This is a genomic window from Sphingomonas sp. BT-65 (genome assembly GCF_026107375.2).
Taxonomy (GTDB): domain Bacteria; phylum Pseudomonadota; class Alphaproteobacteria; order Sphingomonadales; family Sphingomonadaceae; genus Sphingomonas.
The window spans coordinates 272,689-289,411 of sequence record NZ_JAPCIA010000001.1 but is presented as its reverse complement, the minus strand read 5'-3'; the positions used below and the strand labels follow the sequence as shown (position 1 = coordinate 289,411).

19 protein-coding genes and 1 other RNA gene are annotated in these 16,723 nt (G+C 67.6%); 4 read left to right on the top strand and 16 right to left on the bottom strand.

Features of this window, described 5'->3' with window-relative positions:
* Window positions 1-75 precede the first annotated feature (75 nt).
* From OK349_RS01410 to OK349_RS01395, 4 genes are read right to left on the bottom strand one after another with little or no spacing between them, the layout of a single operon-like run.
* Window positions 76-1,215, bottom strand: a complete 1,140-nt coding sequence (locus tag OK349_RS01410; protein WP_265116049.1) for an ABC transporter permease — start codon at window positions 1,213-1,215, stop codon at window positions 76-78.
* Window positions 1,212-2,144, bottom strand: coding sequence for an ABC transporter ATP-binding protein (locus OK349_RS01405; protein WP_265116048.1), 933 nt, complete (start codon window positions 2,142-2,144; stop codon window positions 1,212-1,214). Before OK349_RS01405 ends, OK349_RS01410 begins: the two co-directional genes overlap by 4 nt.
* Window positions 2,141-3,109: an HlyD family secretion protein gene (locus OK349_RS01400; RefSeq protein WP_265116047.1), complete on the bottom strand. Its 969-nt coding sequence runs from the start codon at window positions 3,107-3,109 to the stop codon at window positions 2,141-2,143. Before OK349_RS01400 ends, OK349_RS01405 begins: the two co-directional genes overlap by 4 nt.
* On the bottom strand, window positions 3,106-3,720 hold the full coding sequence (locus tag OK349_RS01395; protein ID WP_265116046.1) for a TetR/AcrR family transcriptional regulator: 615 nt from the start codon (window positions 3,718-3,720) through the stop codon (window positions 3,106-3,108). Before OK349_RS01395 ends, OK349_RS01400 begins: the two co-directional genes overlap by 4 nt.
* Window positions 3,721-4,117: 397 nt before the next feature.
* Here OK349_RS01395 and OK349_RS01390 point away from each other — a divergent pair, with 397 nt between their 5' ends.
* A complete protein-coding gene (locus OK349_RS01390) occupies window positions 4,118-4,783 on the top strand; it encodes a DUF6975 family protein (RefSeq protein WP_265116045.1) in 666 nt (221 codons plus the stop codon).
* Between the two features lie 51 nt (window positions 4,784-4,834).
* On the opposite strand, the gene OK349_RS01385 is transcribed toward OK349_RS01390, so the two are convergent.
* A complete protein-coding gene (locus OK349_RS01385) occupies window positions 4,835-5,236 on the bottom strand; it encodes an MliC family protein (protein WP_265116044.1) in 402 nt (133 codons plus the stop codon).
* A gap of 192 nt (window positions 5,237-5,428) precedes the next feature.
* On the opposite strand from OK349_RS01385, the gene OK349_RS01380 reads away from it, so the two are divergent.
* From OK349_RS01380 to OK349_RS01370, 3 genes are read left to right on the top strand one after another with little or no spacing between them, the layout of a single operon-like run.
* Entirely contained in the window at window positions 5,429-6,274 is an 846-nt protein-coding gene (locus OK349_RS01380) for an AAA family ATPase (protein ID WP_265116043.1), read from the top strand.
* Entirely contained in the window at window positions 6,271-6,684 is a 414-nt protein-coding gene (locus OK349_RS01375; RefSeq protein ID WP_265116042.1) for a GFA family protein, read from the top strand. The genes OK349_RS01380 and OK349_RS01375 overlap by 4 nt, the downstream gene beginning before the upstream one ends.
* A complete protein-coding gene (locus tag OK349_RS01370; RefSeq protein WP_265116041.1) occupies window positions 6,677-7,618 on the top strand; it encodes a DUF817 domain-containing protein in 942 nt (313 codons plus the stop codon). The genes OK349_RS01375 and OK349_RS01370 overlap by 8 nt, the downstream gene beginning before the upstream one ends.
* A gap of 39 nt (window positions 7,619-7,657) precedes the next feature.
* Here the strand turns inward: OK349_RS01370 and OK349_RS01365 are convergent, their stop codons facing one another.
* From OK349_RS01365 to ilvD, 11 genes are all read right to left on the bottom strand, one after another.
* Window positions 7,658-8,659, bottom strand: a complete 1,002-nt coding sequence (locus OK349_RS01365) for an NADPH:quinone oxidoreductase family protein (protein WP_265116040.1) — start codon at window positions 8,657-8,659, stop codon at window positions 7,658-7,660.
* The gene (gene leuD, locus OK349_RS01360) at window positions 8,637-9,251 is read right to left on the bottom strand and encodes a 3-isopropylmalate dehydratase small subunit (RefSeq protein WP_265116039.1); all 615 of its coding nucleotides are present in this window, start codon (window positions 9,249-9,251) and stop codon (window positions 8,637-8,639) included. Before leuD ends, OK349_RS01365 begins: the two co-directional genes overlap by 23 nt.
* On the bottom strand, window positions 9,251-10,063 hold the full coding sequence (locus OK349_RS01355) for an N-acyl homoserine lactonase family protein (RefSeq protein WP_265116038.1): 813 nt from the start codon (window positions 10,061-10,063) through the stop codon (window positions 9,251-9,253). Before OK349_RS01355 ends, leuD begins: the two co-directional genes overlap by 1 nt.
* An 88-nt stretch (window positions 10,064-10,151) precedes the next feature.
* On the bottom strand, window positions 10,152-10,286 hold the full coding sequence (locus OK349_RS01350; protein WP_265116037.1) for a hypothetical protein: 135 nt from the start codon (window positions 10,284-10,286) through the stop codon (window positions 10,152-10,154).
* Window positions 10,287-10,289: 3 nt separating this feature from the next.
* Window positions 10,290-11,726 carry a 3-isopropylmalate dehydratase large subunit gene (leuC, locus tag OK349_RS01345; RefSeq protein WP_265116036.1) on the bottom strand — a complete coding sequence of 479 codons (1,437 nt, stop codon included), beginning with the start codon at window positions 11,724-11,726 and terminating at the stop codon, window positions 10,290-10,292.
* Between the two features lie 77 nt (window positions 11,727-11,803).
* Complete coding sequence (locus OK349_RS01340; protein WP_265116035.1) at window positions 11,804-12,454, bottom strand: glutathione S-transferase family protein; 651 nt, start codon at window positions 12,452-12,454, stop codon at window positions 11,804-11,806.
* 26 nt (window positions 12,455-12,480) lie between these two features.
* Entirely contained in the window at window positions 12,481-13,143 is a 663-nt protein-coding gene (locus tag OK349_RS01335) for a ferritin-like domain-containing protein (protein WP_265116034.1), read from the bottom strand.
* 45 nt (window positions 13,144-13,188) lie between these two features.
* A complete protein-coding gene (locus tag OK349_RS01330) occupies window positions 13,189-14,142 on the bottom strand; it encodes an NAD-dependent epimerase/dehydratase family protein (protein ID WP_265116033.1) in 954 nt (317 codons plus the stop codon).
* Window positions 14,143-14,177: 35 nt separating this feature from the next.
* An RNA gene (gene rnpB, locus OK349_RS01325) (RNase P RNA component class A) lies at window positions 14,178-14,575 on the bottom strand.
* 44 nt (window positions 14,576-14,619) lie between these two features.
* Window positions 14,620-15,021 carry a hypothetical protein gene (locus OK349_RS01320; protein ID WP_265116032.1) on the bottom strand — a complete coding sequence of 134 codons (402 nt, stop codon included), beginning with the start codon at window positions 15,019-15,021 and terminating at the stop codon, window positions 14,620-14,622.
* The gene (ilvD, locus tag OK349_RS01315) at window positions 15,002-16,723 is read right to left on the bottom strand and encodes a dihydroxy-acid dehydratase (RefSeq protein ID WP_265116031.1); all 1,722 of its coding nucleotides are present in this window, start codon (window positions 16,721-16,723) and stop codon (window positions 15,002-15,004) included. The genes OK349_RS01320 and ilvD overlap by 20 nt, the downstream gene beginning before the upstream one ends.

The window sequence follows — 16,723 nt, the reverse complement described above, 5'->3', positions numbered from 1 at the left end:
GGGTGCACGACGGTGGTAGTTCCAGCCACCGCTCCACGCAACCTGTCAGACAGGACTTTCTTCGAGAGCCGCGCTCTACTCCAGCGTATCCCCGTAACGGCGGATCGCGATCACCGCGAACACCCCGCCCAGCACGGCGAGGATGAGAAGCTGGGTGAGCGCCTCGCTCGCCACCCAGCCCTTGAGCATTACCCCGCGCACCACGCGGAGATAGTGGGTGACCGGAAGCAACTCGCCCAGCCACTGCGCCCAGCGCGGCATGCCGGCATAGGGGAAGGCGAAGCCCGAGAGCAGGATCGAGGGCAGGATGTAGAAGAAGCTCATCTGCATCGCCTGCATCTGCGTCTTGGCGAAGGTCGAGAGCGTGAAGCCGAGCAACAGGCTGACGGTGATGAAGACCAAGGTGGCGAGCGCGAGCAGCCAGGCGGCGCCGGCGAAGGGCACGGAGAAGATCAGGCCGGCGAGGACGACGATGATCACCGTCTGTGCCGCGCCGATCAGCACATAGGGCAGGATCTTGCCCGCCATCACCTCCATCGGGCGCAGCGGCATGGCGAGAAGGTTCTCCATCGTGCCGCGCTCGCGCTCGCGCGCGACGGCGATCGACGTCATCATCACCATCGTCATCGAGAGGACGACGGCGAGCAGGCCGGGGACGATGTTGTGGCTGGTGATTCCCTCGGGATTGTAGCGGCGCTGGATGACCACATCGACTGGAGACGGGGTGCCCGCACGCGCCGAGAGCGGTCCGATCAGGTCGTGGCGCAGGCCTGAGAGCACCGCCTGCTCGACCGCGAAGGTGGCATTGCCGGTCGCGGCGGGATCGGTCGCGTCGGCGAGGACGAGGAGCTGGGGGCGCTCGCCGCGGACGAGATCGCGGGTGAAGTCACTCGGCACGACGATCAGGAACTGGACCGAGCCACGGCGCAGCATCGCCTCGCCTTCCCCCGGCTTCGTCACCGGTACCAGCTCGAAATAGGAACTGGCGCGCAGCGAATTCTCGACCGTGCGAGTGATCGACGAATGGTCGTTCATCTCGAGCGCGGCGCGCAGGTGGCGGGGATCGTTGTTGATCGCGAAGCCGAACAGGATGAGCTGGACCAGCGGCAGGCCGACGACCATGCCGAAGGTGAGCGGGTCGCGGCGGAGCTGGTGGACCTCCTTGACGAGGACCGCCCAGATGCGGCGCCAGGCGAGGATGAGACCCTGGGTCATTCGGCCGGCCCGGTGCTGTTGTCGGTCGCGCCGCGCATCAGATGGATGAACACGTCCTCCAGCGTCGGTTCGGTCTCGCGCCAGTTGATCCCGGGTGCGACATCGGCGACCGCGGCGCGCAGCGCGGCCATGTCGCGGCCGCAGACGTGCAATGTGGGGCCGAAGGCGGCGGCCATGTCGACGCCGGGCTTGTTCTCGAGCTGCGGGGCGAGGCGGTCGGCGCCCGGTCCCTCCCCCGCCAGCGCGACGAGGCCCGAGCCGGCGACGATCTCCTCTGCTGTGCCGCGCGCGAGCAGCACGCCATAGGCGATATAGGCGATGTCGTGGCAGCGCTCGGCCTCGTCCATATAATGGGTCGAAACGAGCACGGTGGTACCCTCCGCCGAGAGCATATGGACCTGGTCCCAGAATTCGCGCCGGGCGAGCGGGTCGACGCCCGCGGTGGGCTCGTCGAGCAGCAATATCTCGGGATCGTGCAATACGCAGGCGGCGAGCGCGAGCCGCTGTTTCCACCCGCCCGAGAGCGTGCCGGCGAGCTGATCGGCGCGCGTTTCGAGCCCGAGACGTTCGAGCGCGGCGGTCACCCGCTGCGTCTTGGCGTCGAGACCATAGGCGTCGGCGACGAAGGCGAGGTTCTCGCGGATCGTCAGGTCCTCGAACAGGCCGAAGCGCTGGGTCATGTAGCCGATCTTGAGCTTGATCAGCTCGCGCTGGGTGCGCAGGTTGAGACCGAGCACTGTGCCCTCGCCGCCATCGGGGATGAGCAGGCCGCAGATCATGCGCAACGTGGTGGTCTTGCCCGAGCCGTTGGGGCCGAGGAAGCCGCAGATGCGGCCGCGCGCGACCTCGAGGCTGAACTTGTCGACCACGGTGCGATTGCCGAACCTCTTGGTCAGCCCGTTGACGTCGATCGCGGGCGCGTCGCTCATTGCGGGTGGACCTCGACCGGGAGGCCGGGACGCAGCCGCTCGACCCCGGCATCGGGATAGGCCTCGACCAGGAAGACCAATTTTGCGCGCGCGCGCTCCGAATAGATCACCGGTGGCGTGAACTCGGCCTGGGGCGCGACATAGCGGACGGTCGCGGCGACCGGATCGCCACATCCGTCGCAGCTGACGCGCACCTTCGACCCCGGCTTGAGGCCGGAGATCGCGTCCTGCGGCGCATAGAAGCGGATCTTGACGCGGCCGGGGGGCAGCAGCCGCACCACTGGTGTGTTGGCGGGCACCCATTCGCCGGGGTTGAAATAGGTCTGCTCGACCAGTGCGGCGATGGGCGCCGCCGGGGCGATCTCCGCGCCGCGCCGCTGCTGCGCCGCGATCGCCGCCTCGGCCGCTGTGATCTGGGCGTCGGCGGCGGCGATCTGGTCGGTGCGGCCGGCAAGCTCGCCCGAGGCCTCGCTCGCCTGTGCCTGGCTGAGCGCAGCGCGCGCACTTTCGGCGGCTGCACGCGCTGCGTCGAGCTGCACCTTGGTCGCGAAACCCCGCTGGGCGAGCGTCGCGATGCGCTGATAGTCGCGCGCGGTGCGGGTGACCTCGGCGCGCGCCGCCGCCTGCTGGGCGCGGGCGATATCGAGTTCGGCGGGCCGCTGGCGCGCCTTGGTCAGATCGTCGCGCTGGGCGCGCGCGGTGGCGAGCTGGGCTTCGAGCCGGCGCAACTCCGCCGCGGTCGTCTCCGGGTTGAGCGCGAACAGTGCCTGCCCCGCCGTCACCTGCCCGCCGCGCTGGACGTTGAGCGACGCGAGCTGTCCCGAAACCGGCGCCGCGACCTCGATCGCCTCGCCCTCGACATAGCCGAGCCACGGTTCGGGCCCGTCATCGCGCCCGAAGGCGAACCAGATCAGGCCGGCGAGCACGGCAATCCCGATCACGACGAGGGGCAGTATCCGTTTCATCCGCGCACTCCCGCAAGAAGCCCGTTCAGCACGATATCGAGGTGCGAGGCGGCGAGCTCCTCCATCGCCACCGGCTCGGCGCCGACCGGCTCGAACACCGTCTTCCACAACGCGCCGAGCAGCAGCGCACCTGCCACGCTGCGCGCCGCGAGATGTGGATCGACTGCCCGGAATTCCCCGGACGCGACGCCGCGCGCGATGATCGTCTCGACCAGGGTCAGGATCCGGTTGACGGCACGATCGTGATAGGTGCGTGCCATTTCCGGGAAGTTGCCCCCCTCGCCGATCACGAGGCGGGGCAAGAAGGCGATCTCGGGCTGACCGAGCTGGCTCGCCCCGAAGCGCACCAGCGCCTCGAGCTGCGCAGCGGGCGGCGCCGACTCCATCGCGGGTGGAAGCGCCGAGGGAAGCCGCGTCTCGAGCATCCAGTCGACCAGCTCGCGGAACAGCGCCGCCTTGTCCGCGAACTGCAGGTAAAGTGCGGCCTTGGAGATGCCGACCCGCGCGGCGACATCCTCCATCCGCGTCCCGGCATAGCCGCGCGCGGCGAATTCGGTCCGCGCGGCGGTGAGAATCGACTCGCGGCGATCGGGCGGCGTGCGGCGGGGCATGGCGAATAAATAACTGACGCGTCAGTTATTGAAAAGCCCTTACGTGGTTACTCTTCCTTCAAAAACGCCCGTCTTTCGGCCATCGCCCATATTCGCCGACGCCGAGGCCACATCGTTTTGTGCCCCCTTAACCGCTGCTCTGCCCCGCTTCCGCAACGCGAACACAGGCTGAATTCCGGCGTAAAAGCCATATCGACCAAGCGGTTGGCTCAGCTAGTGGCGCCGCAGGCGCGCTTCTCGTCAACTCGACCCGGTGGTGCGTCCATCGACTTTTCCACACCCTTCGACGCGGTAAACCGCGCATCAACCACGTCTTTACGTGCTTCGGTATAGACCTGTGGACCACAGGGGATTCACACGCGCCGGAGCGGCCGGCGCGCAAGGAGCGTGGGGACCTATGGCGGTGGAGTCGGTGCAGACGGCGGGACTTGGCGGAGCTTCGGGCACGTTGACGGCACTGGTTGCCGCCGACGGCAGCGCGAGCCATCGCTTCCTCGCGCGCCTCACCACCGGCATCGCCCCGATGCGTGACCTTGCCGACGCTGTGCACCAGTTCTGCCTGCTCCACGCCCGCCACCCCGACGTGATCGAACAGGCACTCGGCCATTCAAACGAAGGCGCGACCGCCGCATGGATCGCCGAGGCATCCGCTGGCTTCGCCGCCGAGCGCGCCTATATCGTCCGCCTCGTCGCCGCGGCAGGCCCGCTGCCGAGCACGCCGGGCCAGGCCCAGTCCGAAGCGGCGATCGCCGCGCAGCGTCATGCGCTCGACATGCTCGCCCAGTCCGACCGCACGGGCTGCGCCGACGGCACCGTGCTCGCGCTGGTGCTCGACTGGCCCGCGATCCGCGCGCTGCTCGACATCGCCGGGGAGCGGCTGGGGATCGATCCGCCCGCCTCCGCCCTGCCCCCGCCGTTCGAAACCGCGACGGTGATCGACGCGCTCGCCGCGACCCTGCCGGTGGAGCGCGCGATGCTGTTCGGCGCGCAGCAGATGCTGGCCCAGCATCGCGGCCTGTGGGACGTGCTCGAAGCGCGCGCTTCGGCCCGCGACGCGCAGTAGGCGATACGTCGGAAAGGCGGGGCGCGATCGCCGCACCCCGCCGTCCCTACATCAGCCGCGACGCGGACTGCAGCTCGAGACCTTCTTCTCGTCGGCCTCGGTGCCGCCGACCTTGCCCTCGAACAGCGTGCCTTCCTCGCCCTTGGTCCACCACACCAGCGTCTTGCCGGCCGAGCGACCCTGGTCGGTGGCGTATTTGGCGCCGCTCGCCGCCTGCACGCCGGTCAGGTCGTAGCTCTGGTCGCCGATCGTCAGCCGCGCCTTGGCAGGCGTGGTGGCGTTGTCATAGGTCGCACTGAGCAGCAGCGCGGGCATGCAGTCATAGGCCACGGTCTGCGGTGCGGCGGCAGTCGGCGCCGCCGCGGTCTCGTTGACGGCCGTCGTGTTTTCGGTCGTCCCGTTGGCTGGGGTTGCGGGCTGCTGGCCGCATCCGGCGAGAAGCGCGAGGCCCATCAGAGGGGCACTGAGAAGCAGGGATCCGGTAGACAGTTTCGGCATCGAACGTTCCTCTCTCTGCATGCGCGGCGTCGAGTCGAAACCGCACGCGGACTGTATGAAAGCGGAAGGTGACAGGCAAACCGCTTGCGTCGCCGGGCGCAATCCCGCTACCCGCATACCCGATCTTCCAATCCGGCGGAGACTGGAATGCGCTTCGAAGGCACGCAAAGTTACGTCGCGACCGAAGACCTCAAGGTCGCGGTCAACGCCGCGGTCACACTGCGTCGCCCCCTGCTGGTCAAGGGCGAGCCGGGGACGGGCAAGACCGTGCTGGCGTACGAGATCGCCAAGGCGGTGAGCGCGCCGCTGATCGAGTGGAACGTCAAGTCGACGACCAAGGCGCATCAGGGCCTGTATGAATATGACGCGGTGGCGCGGCTGCGTGACGGGCAACTCGGCGAGGAACGCGTCCACGACATCTCCAACTACATCCGCAAGGGCAAATTGTGGGAGGCGTTCACCTCCCCCACCCTGCCCGTGCTGCTGATCGACGAGATCGACAAGGCCGATATCGAATTCCCCAACGACCTGCTCCAGGAACTCGATCGCATGGAATTCCATGTCTACGAGACCGGCGAGACGGTGCGCGCCGCCGAGCGGCCGATCGTGGTGATCACCTCCAACAATGAGAAGGAACTGCCCGACGCGTTCCTGCGCCGCTGCTTCTTCCACTACATCAAATTCCCTGACCGCGAGACGATGCAGGCGATCATCGACGTCCACTTCCCCGGCATCCAGAAGCTGCTGGTGAGCAAGGCGATGGACATCTTCTACGACATCCGCGAGGTGCCGGGGCTCAAGAAGAAGCCGAGCACCAGCGAGCTGCTCGACTGGCTCAAGCTGCTGCTGCATGAGGACATGCCGCTCGACGTCCTCCAGTCGCGCGACCCGAGCAAGGCGATCCCCCCGCTGCACGGCGCGCTGCTCAAGAACGAGCAGGACGTGATGCTGTTCGAGCGGCTGGCGTTCATGGCAAGAAGGCAGGCGAAGTGACCCATAGCGCGGGATGCCTGTGCGGCCAGGTCCGCATCGCGATCGAGGGCGAACCGCTTGCCGCGCGGCAATGCTGGTGCCGGCTGTGCCAGTATCTGGGGGGCGGCACCGCGACGGTGAACGTCTGCTTCCCGAGCGAAGCGGTGACCACGACCGGCGAGATCCGCTGGCACGAGAGCATCGCGGACAGCGGCAACCGCATGCGCCGCGGCTTCTGCCCCACCTGCGGCACGCCGATCTTCAGCCTGGCCGAGAGCCGCCCGCACCTCACCTTCATCCGCGCGGGCGCGCTCGACGATCCGAATCTGCGTGCGCCCGAGGCGGTGATCTGGACCAGCGCGGCACCCGAATGGGCGTGCCTGGACCCACAGCTTCCACAGTATCCCGCACAGATCCCGCCCGTTGCCTGAATACGAAGCGACCGCCGGCGCCACGCGCTTCGCCCGGATCCGTGCACGGCTGGAGGCGGCGCAGCCGGTCTCGGGGTGGCGGGGGGCGCTCTACGAATTCCTGCTGTTCGGCTTCAAGCAGGGCTGGGCGTGCCTGTTCGGGGCGCTGATGCTCGCCCTGCTGCTGGCGACGCATCTGTTCTACCCCGCCGATGCGCCGCTCGCGCGCTATGATTTCCTGACGATCGGGGCGGTGGCGATCCAGCTCGGCATGCTGGGCTTCCGGCTGGAGAGTTGGAACGAGGCCAAGGTGATCCTCGCCTTCCACATCGTCGGCACGGTGATGGAGCTGTTCAAGACCGCGCATGGCTCGTGGCTCTATCCCGAGCCGAGCCTGTTGCGGATCGGCGAGGTGCCCCTGTTCTCGGGATTCATGTACGCGGCGGTGGGCAGCTATATCGCGCGCGTCTGGCGCATCTTCCACTTCCGCTTCGAACATTACCCGCCGCGCTGGACGACCTGGGCGTTGGCCGCGGCGATCTATACCAACTTCTTCGCGCATCATTGGCTGCCCGACATCCGCCTCGCGCTGTTCGCGGCGACCGGGTTGCTGTTCTGGCGGACGAAGATCTGGTTCACGCCGTTCCGCACCGAACGCTGGATGCCGCTGCTGGCCGGCTGGCTGCTGGTCGCGCTGTTCATCTGGTTCGCGGAGAATATCGGCACCTTCTCGCGCGCCTGGCTTTATCCCGGGCAGGAGAATGGCTGGGCGATGGTCCACCCCGGCAAGCTCGGCGCCTGGTACCTGCTGATGATCATCTCGTTCGTGCTGGTGTCGCTGGTGCGGCACGAGGGCGGACAGCGCGAAGTTGACAATGTTGAGCGATTCGATCGCGAAGATGTCAACTATGTCCGGATCGACATTTCAAAGAGCGAAATTGATCCGAGCAGCTGAAATCCAACATTTCAAGCCTGTTTGAAGCACGCTGCGCGCTCAATCCGCGACCTTCACCACCAGTTTGCCGATCGCGCCGCGGCCGGCGAGCTTCGCGATCGCCTTGCCGCCGTCCTCGAAGGCGAAGGTCTCGCTGACATGCGGGTTGATCCTGCCCGCTTCCCACAGGCGGAAGAGATGCTCGACATGCGCGGCGTTGGCCTTGGGGTCGCGCGCGGCGAAGGCGCCCCAGAACACGCCGCACACGTCGCAGCTCTTGAGCAAGGTGAGGTTGAGCGGGAGCTTCGGGATTCCCGCGGGGAAGCCGACGACGAGATAGCGCCCCTCCCAGCCGATCGAGCGCAAGGCGGGCTCGGCATAGTCGCCGCCGACGGGATCGTAGATCACCTGTGCGCCGTCGGGGCCGACCGCGGCCTTGAACTGCTCGGCGAGCGCCTTGGACTGGTCCTTGTCGAAGGGCGCACGGCCGTAGATCACGGTCTCGTCGGCGCCAGCGGCCCTGGCGGCGGCCGCCTTCTCCTCGCTCGAGACGGCAGCGACGACGCGCGCGCCGAACGCCTTGCCGAGCTCGACCACCGACAGGCCGATGCCGCCCGCCGCGCCGAGCACGAGCAGCGTGTCGCCTTCCTTCAGATGCCCGCGGTCGAGCAGCGCGTGGATGCTGGTGCCATAGGTCATCAGCAGCGACGCGCCCTGCGCGAAGCTCTTGCCCTCGGGCAGGCGGTAGAGGCGACGGCGGTCGACCGCGGCCTTCTCGGCGAGGCCGTTCCAGCCGGTGGAACCGAGCACGCGGTCGCCCGGCGCGAGGTCGGTGACGCCCTCGCCCACCGCTTCGACGATGCCGGCGATCTCGCCGCCCGGGGCGAAGGGGCGCGGCGGCTTGAACTGGTATTTGTCCTCGATGATCAGGACGTCGGGATAGTTGATCGCGCAGGCCTTGATCGCGACCACCACCTCGCCCGGCTTGGCGACGGGATCGGGCAATTCGCCGATCGTTAGAGTTTCAGGTCCGCCGATCTCATTCGACAGCAACGCCCGCATCAGCTCTCTCCCGCGCGATCCACGGGCGCTGCTCGGCGACCGTCGATTCGTATTTCGAAATCGCGGTATCCTTTGCCAGCGTCAGGCCGACCTCGTCCAGCCCTTGCATCAGGCAATCACGGCGGAACGGGTCCATCTCGAAGGTGAAGCGGTCCTGGAAGGGCGTGGTGACGGTCATCGTCTCGAGGTCGATCGTCACGGGATCGGTCTTGGCGACCTCGACCAGCCGGTCGATCGCTTCCTGCGGGAGCACCACGGCGACAATGCCGTTCTTGAACGCGTTGCCCGAGAAGATGTCGGAATAGCTCGGCGCGATCACCGCGGTGATGCCCATGTCCTTGAGCGCCCAGGCGGCGTGCTCGCGACTCGACCCGCAGCCGAAATTCTCCCCCGCGATCAGGATCGGCGAGCCGGCATAGCGCTCATCGTCGAAGATATTGCCGGGCTCGGCGCGCACGCTCTCGAACGCGCCCTTGCCGAGGCCCTCGCGGCTGATCGTCTTGAGCCAGTGCGCGGGGATGATGATGTCGGTGTCGATATTCTTGGCGCCCCAGGGATAGGCGCGCCCCTCGACCTTCTTGACCGGTTCCATCACTCGGCCGCCTTCGGGAAGGCCGGCAGTAGCGCGAGGTCACGCGCGTCGTGCTGGATGATCACCTTTGCCTTCAGCACCTTCGCTATCTCCTCGAAGCGGGCATGCGACGCCAATGTCTCGGCCCGGCTGGTGTTGAACTTGGGAACCCCGAGCAGCGCGCGGTTCTCGCGGAAATGATATTCGTCGCCGCTCAGCAGCACAGCGCCGGTGCGCGGCAGCTTGACGAGCAAGGCGGTGTGGCCCGGCGTGTGGCCGGGCATGGCGAGCATCTGCACCGCGCCATCGCCGAATACATCGTGATCGCCCGGGATCGCTTGCATCTTGCCCTTGCCGCCGCGCCAGTGTGCGAGTGGCGCGGCGCGCGGATGATTGTCCTTCAGCGCCCTGAGCGCCTCCCAATCGCGTGCGCCGATCAGCAACTCGGCATTGGGGAAGTCGCGCGCGCCGCCGGTGTGGTCAGCGTGATAGTGGCTGATCCCGACATAAGTGACCGCCGCGGGCGTGAGGCCGAGCGCCTTGAGGCGATCCGGGATCGTCGCGGCAAGGCTCTGCTCGGGCGTCGGCTTGCCGATCAGGTCAGGCGTGAGGCCCGTATCCCACAGCAGCACCCCCTTGGGATGGCGGATCAGGAAGCAGCCGGCGACGAACTCGCGCTTCTGTCCTTCGAAGCGGAAGGTGTCCGAATACCAGCTCAGGTCCTCCTGCAGCTTGCCGCATTCGAAGGCGTAGAGCTGGATCGCGGGCGCGGGCGGCGCAGCCTGGCCGGCCAGCGCAAGCGCGGCGGTTGCAGCGAACACAGCTTTCAGCATGACGGTCCTCCCGGGCGGCGCATCGCATCGATACGCCGCGTCCGCGCAGGAACCAAGTCGCGGCCGGCAACGCGCCGGCACGTCAGGATCAGCGGCGAACCGTGTCCTTCGCGGTCGCGGGCTTCTGGCCCGGCTCGCTCGCCTGGACGTTCGCGGCGGCATAGACCGCCGCGGCTCCGCTCAACGCCGTACCCGCCACCAGCAACACCAATACGCGCTTCACTGGTCATCCCCCTACAAGGTCACGCACGTCCGTGAGCCTTCCCGTCACCGCAGCCGCCGCCGCCATGGCAGGCGAAACCAGATGGGTTCGGGCCCCCGGACCCTGCCTCCCTACAAAATTCCGATTCGAAGTGGAAGCGCAGCGTTCGCCGGGGGGAACCTTGTCCGGGTTCATCGCCAGGCACATCGAGCAGCCCGGCTCACGCCATTCGAAGCCGGCCTCGAGGAAGATGCGGTCGAGCCCCTCGGCCTCGGCCTGGCGCTTGACCAGCCCCGAGCCGGGTACGATCAGCGCCTGGCGGATACCGTCGGCGACATGGCGGCCCTTCACCACATCGGCGGCGGCGCGCAGATCCTCGATCCGGCTGTTGGTGCAGCTGCCGATGAAGATGTTCTCGACCGCGATGTCCTGCATCCGCGTGCCGGGGGCGAGGCCCATATAGTCGAGCGACTTCTGCGCGGCGACGCGCTTGGCCGGATCGGCGAAGCTCTCGGGATCGGGGACGACGCCGGTGATTGGCACGACATCCTCAGGGCTGGTGCCCCAGGTAAGCGAGGGCGCGATGTCGCTGCCGTTGAGCGTGACGACGCGGTCGTACGCCGCGCCGGGATCGGTCGGCAGCGTCTTCCACCACGCCACCGCCTGGTCCCATTGCTCGCCCTTGGGCGCCATCGGGCGGCCCTTGAGGTACGCGAAGGTCTTCTCGTCGGGCGCGATCAGGCCCGAGCGCGCGCCGCCCTCGATCGACATGTTGCTGACGGTCAGCCGCCCCTCGATCGAGAGCGCGCGGATCACCTCGCCGGTATATTCGACGACATAGCCGGTGCCGCCCGCGGCGCCGGTCTTGCCGATGATCGCGAGGACGACGTCCTTAGCCGAGACGCCGAAGCCCAGCGTGCCGTCGACGCGGATCTCCATTGTCTTGGACTGGGCGAGCAGCAGCGTCTGGGTGGCGAGCACATGCTCGACCTCGCTGGTGCCGATGCCGAACGCCAGCGCGCCGAGCGCGCCATGCGCCGAAGTGTGGCTGTCGCCGCACACCAGCGTGGTGCCGGGGAGCGTGAAGCCCTGCTCGGGCCCCACGACATGGACGATGCCCTGCTCGGCCGCGGTCGCGCCGAAATAGTCGATGCCGAACTCGGCGACGTTGCGCTCCAGCGCGGCGAGCTGCTGCGCGCTCTCGCGGTCGGCGATCGGCAGGCGGTTGCCCGCGGCGTCGACGCGCGGGGTGGTCGGGAGATTGTGATCGGGCACGGCGAGCGTGAGATCGGGCCGCCGCACGCGCCGGCCATTGGCGCGAAGCCCCTCGAACGCCTGCGGGCTGGTGACTTCGTGGACCAAATGGCGGTCGATATAGATCAGGCACGTGCCGTCGTCGCGGCGTTCCACGACGTGCGCGGCCCAGATCTTCTCGTACAGGGTGAGCGGTTTACTGGCCATGACGGGGCTCACTTACGCCTTTGTTGCGCAGGAGCAAGCACAGGCGGCATTTTCGTGCGTGAAGCTGGGGTTGGCGGTCAGCCCGCCGATGCCGCCTCGAACACCGCCTGTTGCGCGGCGAACGCGCGTTGGTAGGCGGGCCGCGCCTCGCCGCGGACGACATAGGCGGAGATATTCGGATACACCTCCAGCAGGTCCGATCCTTCAAGCCGGCGCAGCACCGTGATCATCAGCAGGTCGCCCGCGCTGAACGCGCCGTCGAGCCAGTCGGAATCGCCGAGGTGGCGGGAAAGGTCGTCCAGATATCGCCGGATGCTCTTGTCGAGCGCCTGCAGGCGCTGCTCGAACCAGGGCTTGTCATGGTCGAGGATCCTGAGGAGGGAGCGGTCGAAGATCGGCGGCTCCACGGTGTTCAGTGCGGCGAACATCCAGGTGATCGCGCGCGCTCGGGCGTTCGGCTCGTTGGGCAGCAAGCCCCCATCGCGCTCGGCGATGTGGAACACGATCGAACCGGACTCGAACAGGGTCAGATCACCCTCTTCATAGGTCGGAATCTGGCCGAACGGATTGCGGGCACGATGTTCTGCCCCCTTTAGCCCTCGGAACGAGACGAGACGCACGTCATAGGGCTGGCCCACTTCCTCGAACGCCCAGCGGACGCGCATGTCGCGCGCGAGGCCCTTGCCGCGATCGGGCGAGTTTTCGAAGGCGGTGATGGTGGGCGTCATGGCAAGGCTCCGGGATGCGATCGGCGTCAGGCGCGAAGCGGCGCGGCGTCCCCCGCATCGGCCCAGGTCTCGCGGCGCCCCAGCCAGGGGTTGAGGAACAGCGCGGGGAGCTTGAGGAACAGCAGCTCGGAATGGATGAAGCTGTCGATCCCCCGCTCCCACCAGCGCGGGTCGCGCTTGCCATTCGCCTTGAGCCAGCCGTCATAGGGCGCCCAGTGGCTCGGCTCGTCGCGGTGGATCACCTCGAAGATGCGGATCAGCGCGCGGTCGTGGCGCACCAGCGGGTGGCGCAGCAGGATCTCGACCTGGCGGAAGCCGCGCTGCTCGGTGAGCGAGATGACGCGGCACAGCTTCTCGAACAGGTCGTCGCGGGCGATGATCGCCTTGGTATCAAGATCGTCGATCGTCTGGCGGAACATGATCTCGACGAAGCGGTCGATATGGCCGCAGGTGCGATCGACCTTGAGCGGCATCTCGCCGCGCAGCTCGAACCAGCGCTTGAACATCGTGTAGTGCTTGTGCTCGTCGGCGCGGTGCTTCTCGATCGCGGCGATCAGCGCGTGATCGTCCGGCGAACGCGCCCGCACCGCCTCCAGCACGCGGTCGATGCTCGTGTAGCCGCGATGCTCGTTATAGATGTAGATCGAGCACAGAAGGTCGAGATAGCGGCGGCGGAACCACGCGAACATGGACGAAACGCTACGCCTGTCAGGGGTGCGCAGCAAGCGGTGTTGCTAGGCGACTTCCTTGGGCGAGACATAGTCCGCATCGTGCGCGAAGGGCAGCGGAGCGCCGTCGCGGAGCGCGGCGAGGATCTGGGCGAAGCCGGTGTCGAAGGTGAAACCGAGATCGCGGGTGATACGGGCGCTGTCATAGACGCGACCGATCCGCTCCGGGAGCACCCAGTTACGGGCGGCGTAGAGGCCGGGCGCCTCGGGGAAATAGCGCGCGATGACGGCGGCAGCATCGTGCTTGAGCTCGGCAGCGTCGGCGCGGGCGAACGGCGTGGGCGCGGAAACGATATACGCGCCGAAACCGATCGCTGGTGCTTTCTCCAGCGCGGCGAGGTGCGCGCGGGCGGCGTCTTCCACCGTTAGACGGCGGTGGAGGAACTCGTTGGCCTTGAGGTTCTCGCCGGGCGGATGGCTGTGGGTATCATCGTCCTCGGGGAAGAAGCGGCCGGTGCGCAGGACGATCGCGTTGAGGCCATGCTCGGCGCGGAACAGGCGGCAGAGCTGCTCGGCGGCGTATTTGGTGGCACCATAGATGTTGCGCGGCTCGATCGGGCCCGATGTCTCGTCGAGCCACACCGCGGCGTCGCCCGCCTCGTCGCGGATCGCCTGGCTGATCATCAGCGAAGTGGTCGATGTGAATACGAAGCGGTCGTGGCCGGCCATCGCCGCGGCCTCGAGCAGGTTGAATGTGCCGGTGATGTTGACGTCGACGAATGCCTGCTTGGGATAGCGGGCGATGTCGGGCTTGTGCAGCGCGCCGCCGTGGATCACGGCCTCGATGCCGTGTTCGCCGAACGTGCGCTCGATGAGATCTGCGTCGGCGACGGTGCCGATCACGCCGGTGTCGGCGCCCGGCGCGACGTCGAGGCCGGTGACCTCGTGCCCTGCGTCGCGGAGCATGGGCGCGAGATAGCGGCCGAGCCAGCCGGACGAGCCTGTCAGGAGAATGCGCATGGCGGTGCGGTTAGCCCGTCGCGGCGCAAGGCGAAAGTGCCAGAGGGCCTGTAAGCCGGGTTCTGTCCACGCGGCCCTTTCCTTGCGGAGGTGCGCGCGATGGGCGGCCATTCCTCTAGGCCCGCACTCGCATGCGGGCTCAAGCAATCAACCCGGGCCGCGAGGCGGAACTCCCCATGTGCGGCCCCTATTCGATCTTGCTCCCGGTGGGGTTTGCCGTGCCGCTTCCGTTGCCGGTCGCGCGGTGCGCTCTTGCCGCACCCTTTCACCCTTGCTCCTGCTCCGAAGAGCGGTGAGCGGTCTGCTCTCTGTGGCACTTTCCCTGATCCCGGAACGAGTCCGGGACCGCCGGGCGTTACCCGGCACCGTGTTCCCGTGGAGCCCGGACTTTCCTCGGTACGCTTGCGCGCAACGCGGCCGCCCGGCCCTCTGGCGAGCCTGAGATAGGTGGAAAGCGCGCGCGGCGCAAATCGGCGGCTAGCTGCCGCCCTTGACCCGCGCGGGCAGGCGGTAGCGCGCATCCTCGATCGCGACCTCGATCGCGTCCTTGTCGATCACCGACACGGTCGCCTGGCGCGCACCGTCCGCCGCAACCACGCCGCGGCCGTCGGTGGTGACGCGCAGGCGGTGGAAGCCGCCATCGGGATGGCGCACGGTGAGGATCAGCCCGTCCTGCGTGCGCGCACGGTCGATCGTGCAGTTGGTCGTGAACTCGGCCGCGCCGCCGACCGCGCAGGGGATACGCCCCTCGGCCTCGGCACGTGCGAGTTCGGCCTTGGCGCGCGCGGCGCGCTCGGCGTCGGTCTCGACCTGGGTTCCGCAGGCGGCGAGCGACAGCAACGCCGTCGTCGCCAGGACTTCAGATATCCGCGTAGACATGCTTTTCGGACTTCGCCCCCGGGTGCGTCACCGCACCCTTATAGGCCGGTCCGACATTCTGCGCATAGCGCCACAATGCCCCGGATTGATACGCATTCTCGCGCGGCTGCCAGCGCGCGCGGCGTTCGGCCAGCACATCCTCGGCCACGTCGAGATCGATCGTCCCCGCCTCGGCATCGATGCGGATGATGTCGCCATCCTCGACCAGCGCGATTGGGCCGCATTCGGCCGCCTCGGGTCCGACATGGCCGATGCAGAAACCCCGGGTCGCGCCCGAGAAGCGCCCATCGGTGATCAGCGCCACCTTCTCGCCCATGCCGAGGCCATAGAGCGCGGCGGTGGTCGACAGCATCTCGCGCATGCCGGGGCCGCCCTTGGGTCCTTCGTAGCGGATGATGACGACCTCGCCCTCGCGGATCTCGCGCCTCTCGACCGCGGCGAAGGCGTCCTCCTCGCAATCAAAGCAGCGCGCAGGCCCCTCGAACTGCAGGCGGTGCATGCCAGCGACCTTCACGATCGCGCCGTTGGGAGCGAGGCTGCCGCGCAGGCCGACCACGCCACCGGTGGGGGTGAGCGGCGCCTTGACGTCGTAGATCACCTTCTGGTCGGGGTTCCAGGTGACTTGGTCGATATTCTCGCCCAGCGTCTTGCCAGTCACCGTGAGGCAGTTGCCGTCGAGCAGATCGTTCGCGAGCAACGTTTTCATCAGCATGTAGACGCCACCGGCCTCGTACATGTCCTTGGCGACATACTTACCGCCCGGTTTCAAATCCGCGATGTAAGGCGTTGATTTGAAGATCTCGGCAACGTCGAACAGATCGAAGTCGATCCCCGCCTCGCTCGCCATTGCAGGCAGGTGCAGCGCGCCATTGGTCGAGCCGCCGGTCGCGGCGACGATGCGCGCGGCGTTGATGAACGCCTCACGCGTGCAGATGTCGCGCGGGCGGATGTTCTTCTCCAGCAACTCCATCACCTGCCAGCCCGCGGCGACCGCGATCTGCTCGCGGCTGGTATAGGGCGCGGGGACCATATTGCTGTTGGGCAGCGACAGCCCGATCGCCTCGCCGACGCATGCCATGGTGTTGGCGGTATATTGCCCGCCGCACGCCCCATGGCCGGGGCACGCGACCTTCTCCAGCGCATGGACTTCGCTGATCGGACAGGTGCCGGCGGCGAACTTGCCGACCACCTCGAACACGTCGACCACGGTGACGTCGCGGTCCTGGTAGCGCCCAGGGAGGATCGAGCCGCCATAGACGAAGATCGACGGAATATTGAGGCGCAGCATCGCCATCATCATGCCGGGCAGCGACTTGTCGCACCCGGCGAAGCCGACCAGCGCGTCGTAGCAATGGCCGCGCACCGAGAGCTCGACCGAATCCGCGATCACCTCACGGCTGACCAGCGAGGACTTCATCCCCTGGTGGCCCATCGCGATGCCGTCGGTGACGGTGATCGTGTTGAAGCGGCGCGGCATGCCGCCATTGTCGATCACGCCCTTGCGCGCGGCATCGGCCTGCGCGTCGAGCGTGGTGTTGCACGGTGCGCTGTCATTGCCCGCGCTGGCGAGCGCGACGAAGGGCTTGGCGATATCCTCTTCGGAAATCCCCATGGCGTAGTAATAGCTGCGGTGCGGGGCGCGCTCGGGGCCGACGGAGACGTGGCGCGAGGGCAAGCGGGACTTGTCGAAACGGTTGGTCAT

What these genes read in the sequence shown, in the direction of transcription:
- OK349_RS01410 (WP_265116049.1), bottom strand. Translation starts at nt 1,215, where the DNA reads ATGACCCAGGGTCTCATCCTCGCCTGGCGCCGCATCTGGGCGGTCCTC.
- OK349_RS01405 (WP_265116048.1), bottom strand. Translation starts at nt 2,144, where the DNA reads ATGAGCGACGCGCCCGCGATCGACGTCAACGGGCTGACCAAGAGGTTC.
- OK349_RS01400 (WP_265116047.1), bottom strand. Translation starts at nt 3,109, where the DNA reads ATGAAACGGATACTGCCCCTCGTCGTGATCGGGATTGCCGTGCTCGCC.
- OK349_RS01395 (WP_265116046.1), bottom strand. Translation starts at nt 3,720, where the DNA reads ATGCCCCGCCGCACGCCGCCCGATCGCCGCGAGTCGATTCTCACCGCC.
- OK349_RS01390 (WP_265116045.1), top strand. Translation starts at nt 4,118, where the DNA reads ATGGCGGTGGAGTCGGTGCAGACGGCGGGACTTGGCGGAGCTTCGGGC.
- OK349_RS01385 (WP_265116044.1), bottom strand. Translation starts at nt 5,236, where the DNA reads ATGGGCCTCGCGCTTCTCGCCGGATGCGGCCAGCAGCCCGCAACCCCA.
- OK349_RS01380 (WP_265116043.1), top strand. Translation starts at nt 5,429, where the DNA reads ATGCGCTTCGAAGGCACGCAAAGTTACGTCGCGACCGAAGACCTCAAG.
- OK349_RS01365 (WP_265116040.1), bottom strand. Translation starts at nt 8,659, where the DNA reads ATGCGGGCGTTGCTGTCGAATGAGATCGGCGGACCTGAAACTCTAACG.
- leuD (WP_265116039.1), bottom strand. Translation starts at nt 9,251, where the DNA reads ATGGAACCGGTCAAGAAGGTCGAGGGGCGCGCCTATCCCTGGGGCGCC.
- OK349_RS01355 (WP_265116038.1), bottom strand. Translation starts at nt 10,063, where the DNA reads ATGCTGAAAGCTGTGTTCGCTGCAACCGCCGCGCTTGCGCTGGCCGGC.
- leuC (WP_265116036.1), bottom strand. Translation starts at nt 11,726, where the DNA reads ATGGCCAGTAAACCGCTCACCCTGTACGAGAAGATCTGGGCCGCGCAC.
- OK349_RS01340 (WP_265116035.1), bottom strand. Translation starts at nt 12,454, where the DNA reads ATGACGCCCACCATCACCGCCTTCGAAAACTCGCCCGATCGCGGCAAG.
- OK349_RS01335 (WP_265116034.1), bottom strand. Translation starts at nt 13,143, where the DNA reads ATGTTCGCGTGGTTCCGCCGCCGCTATCTCGACCTTCTGTGCTCGATC.
- OK349_RS01330 (WP_265116033.1), bottom strand. Translation starts at nt 14,142, where the DNA reads ATGCGCATTCTCCTGACAGGCTCGTCCGGCTGGCTCGGCCGCTATCTC.
- OK349_RS01320 (WP_265116032.1), bottom strand. Translation starts at nt 15,021, where the DNA reads ATGTCTACGCGGATATCTGAAGTCCTGGCGACGACGGCGTTGCTGTCG.
- ilvD (WP_265116031.1), bottom strand. Translation starts at nt 16,723, where the DNA reads ATGACCAACCGTTTCGACAAGTCCCGCTTGCCCTCGCGCCACGTCTCC.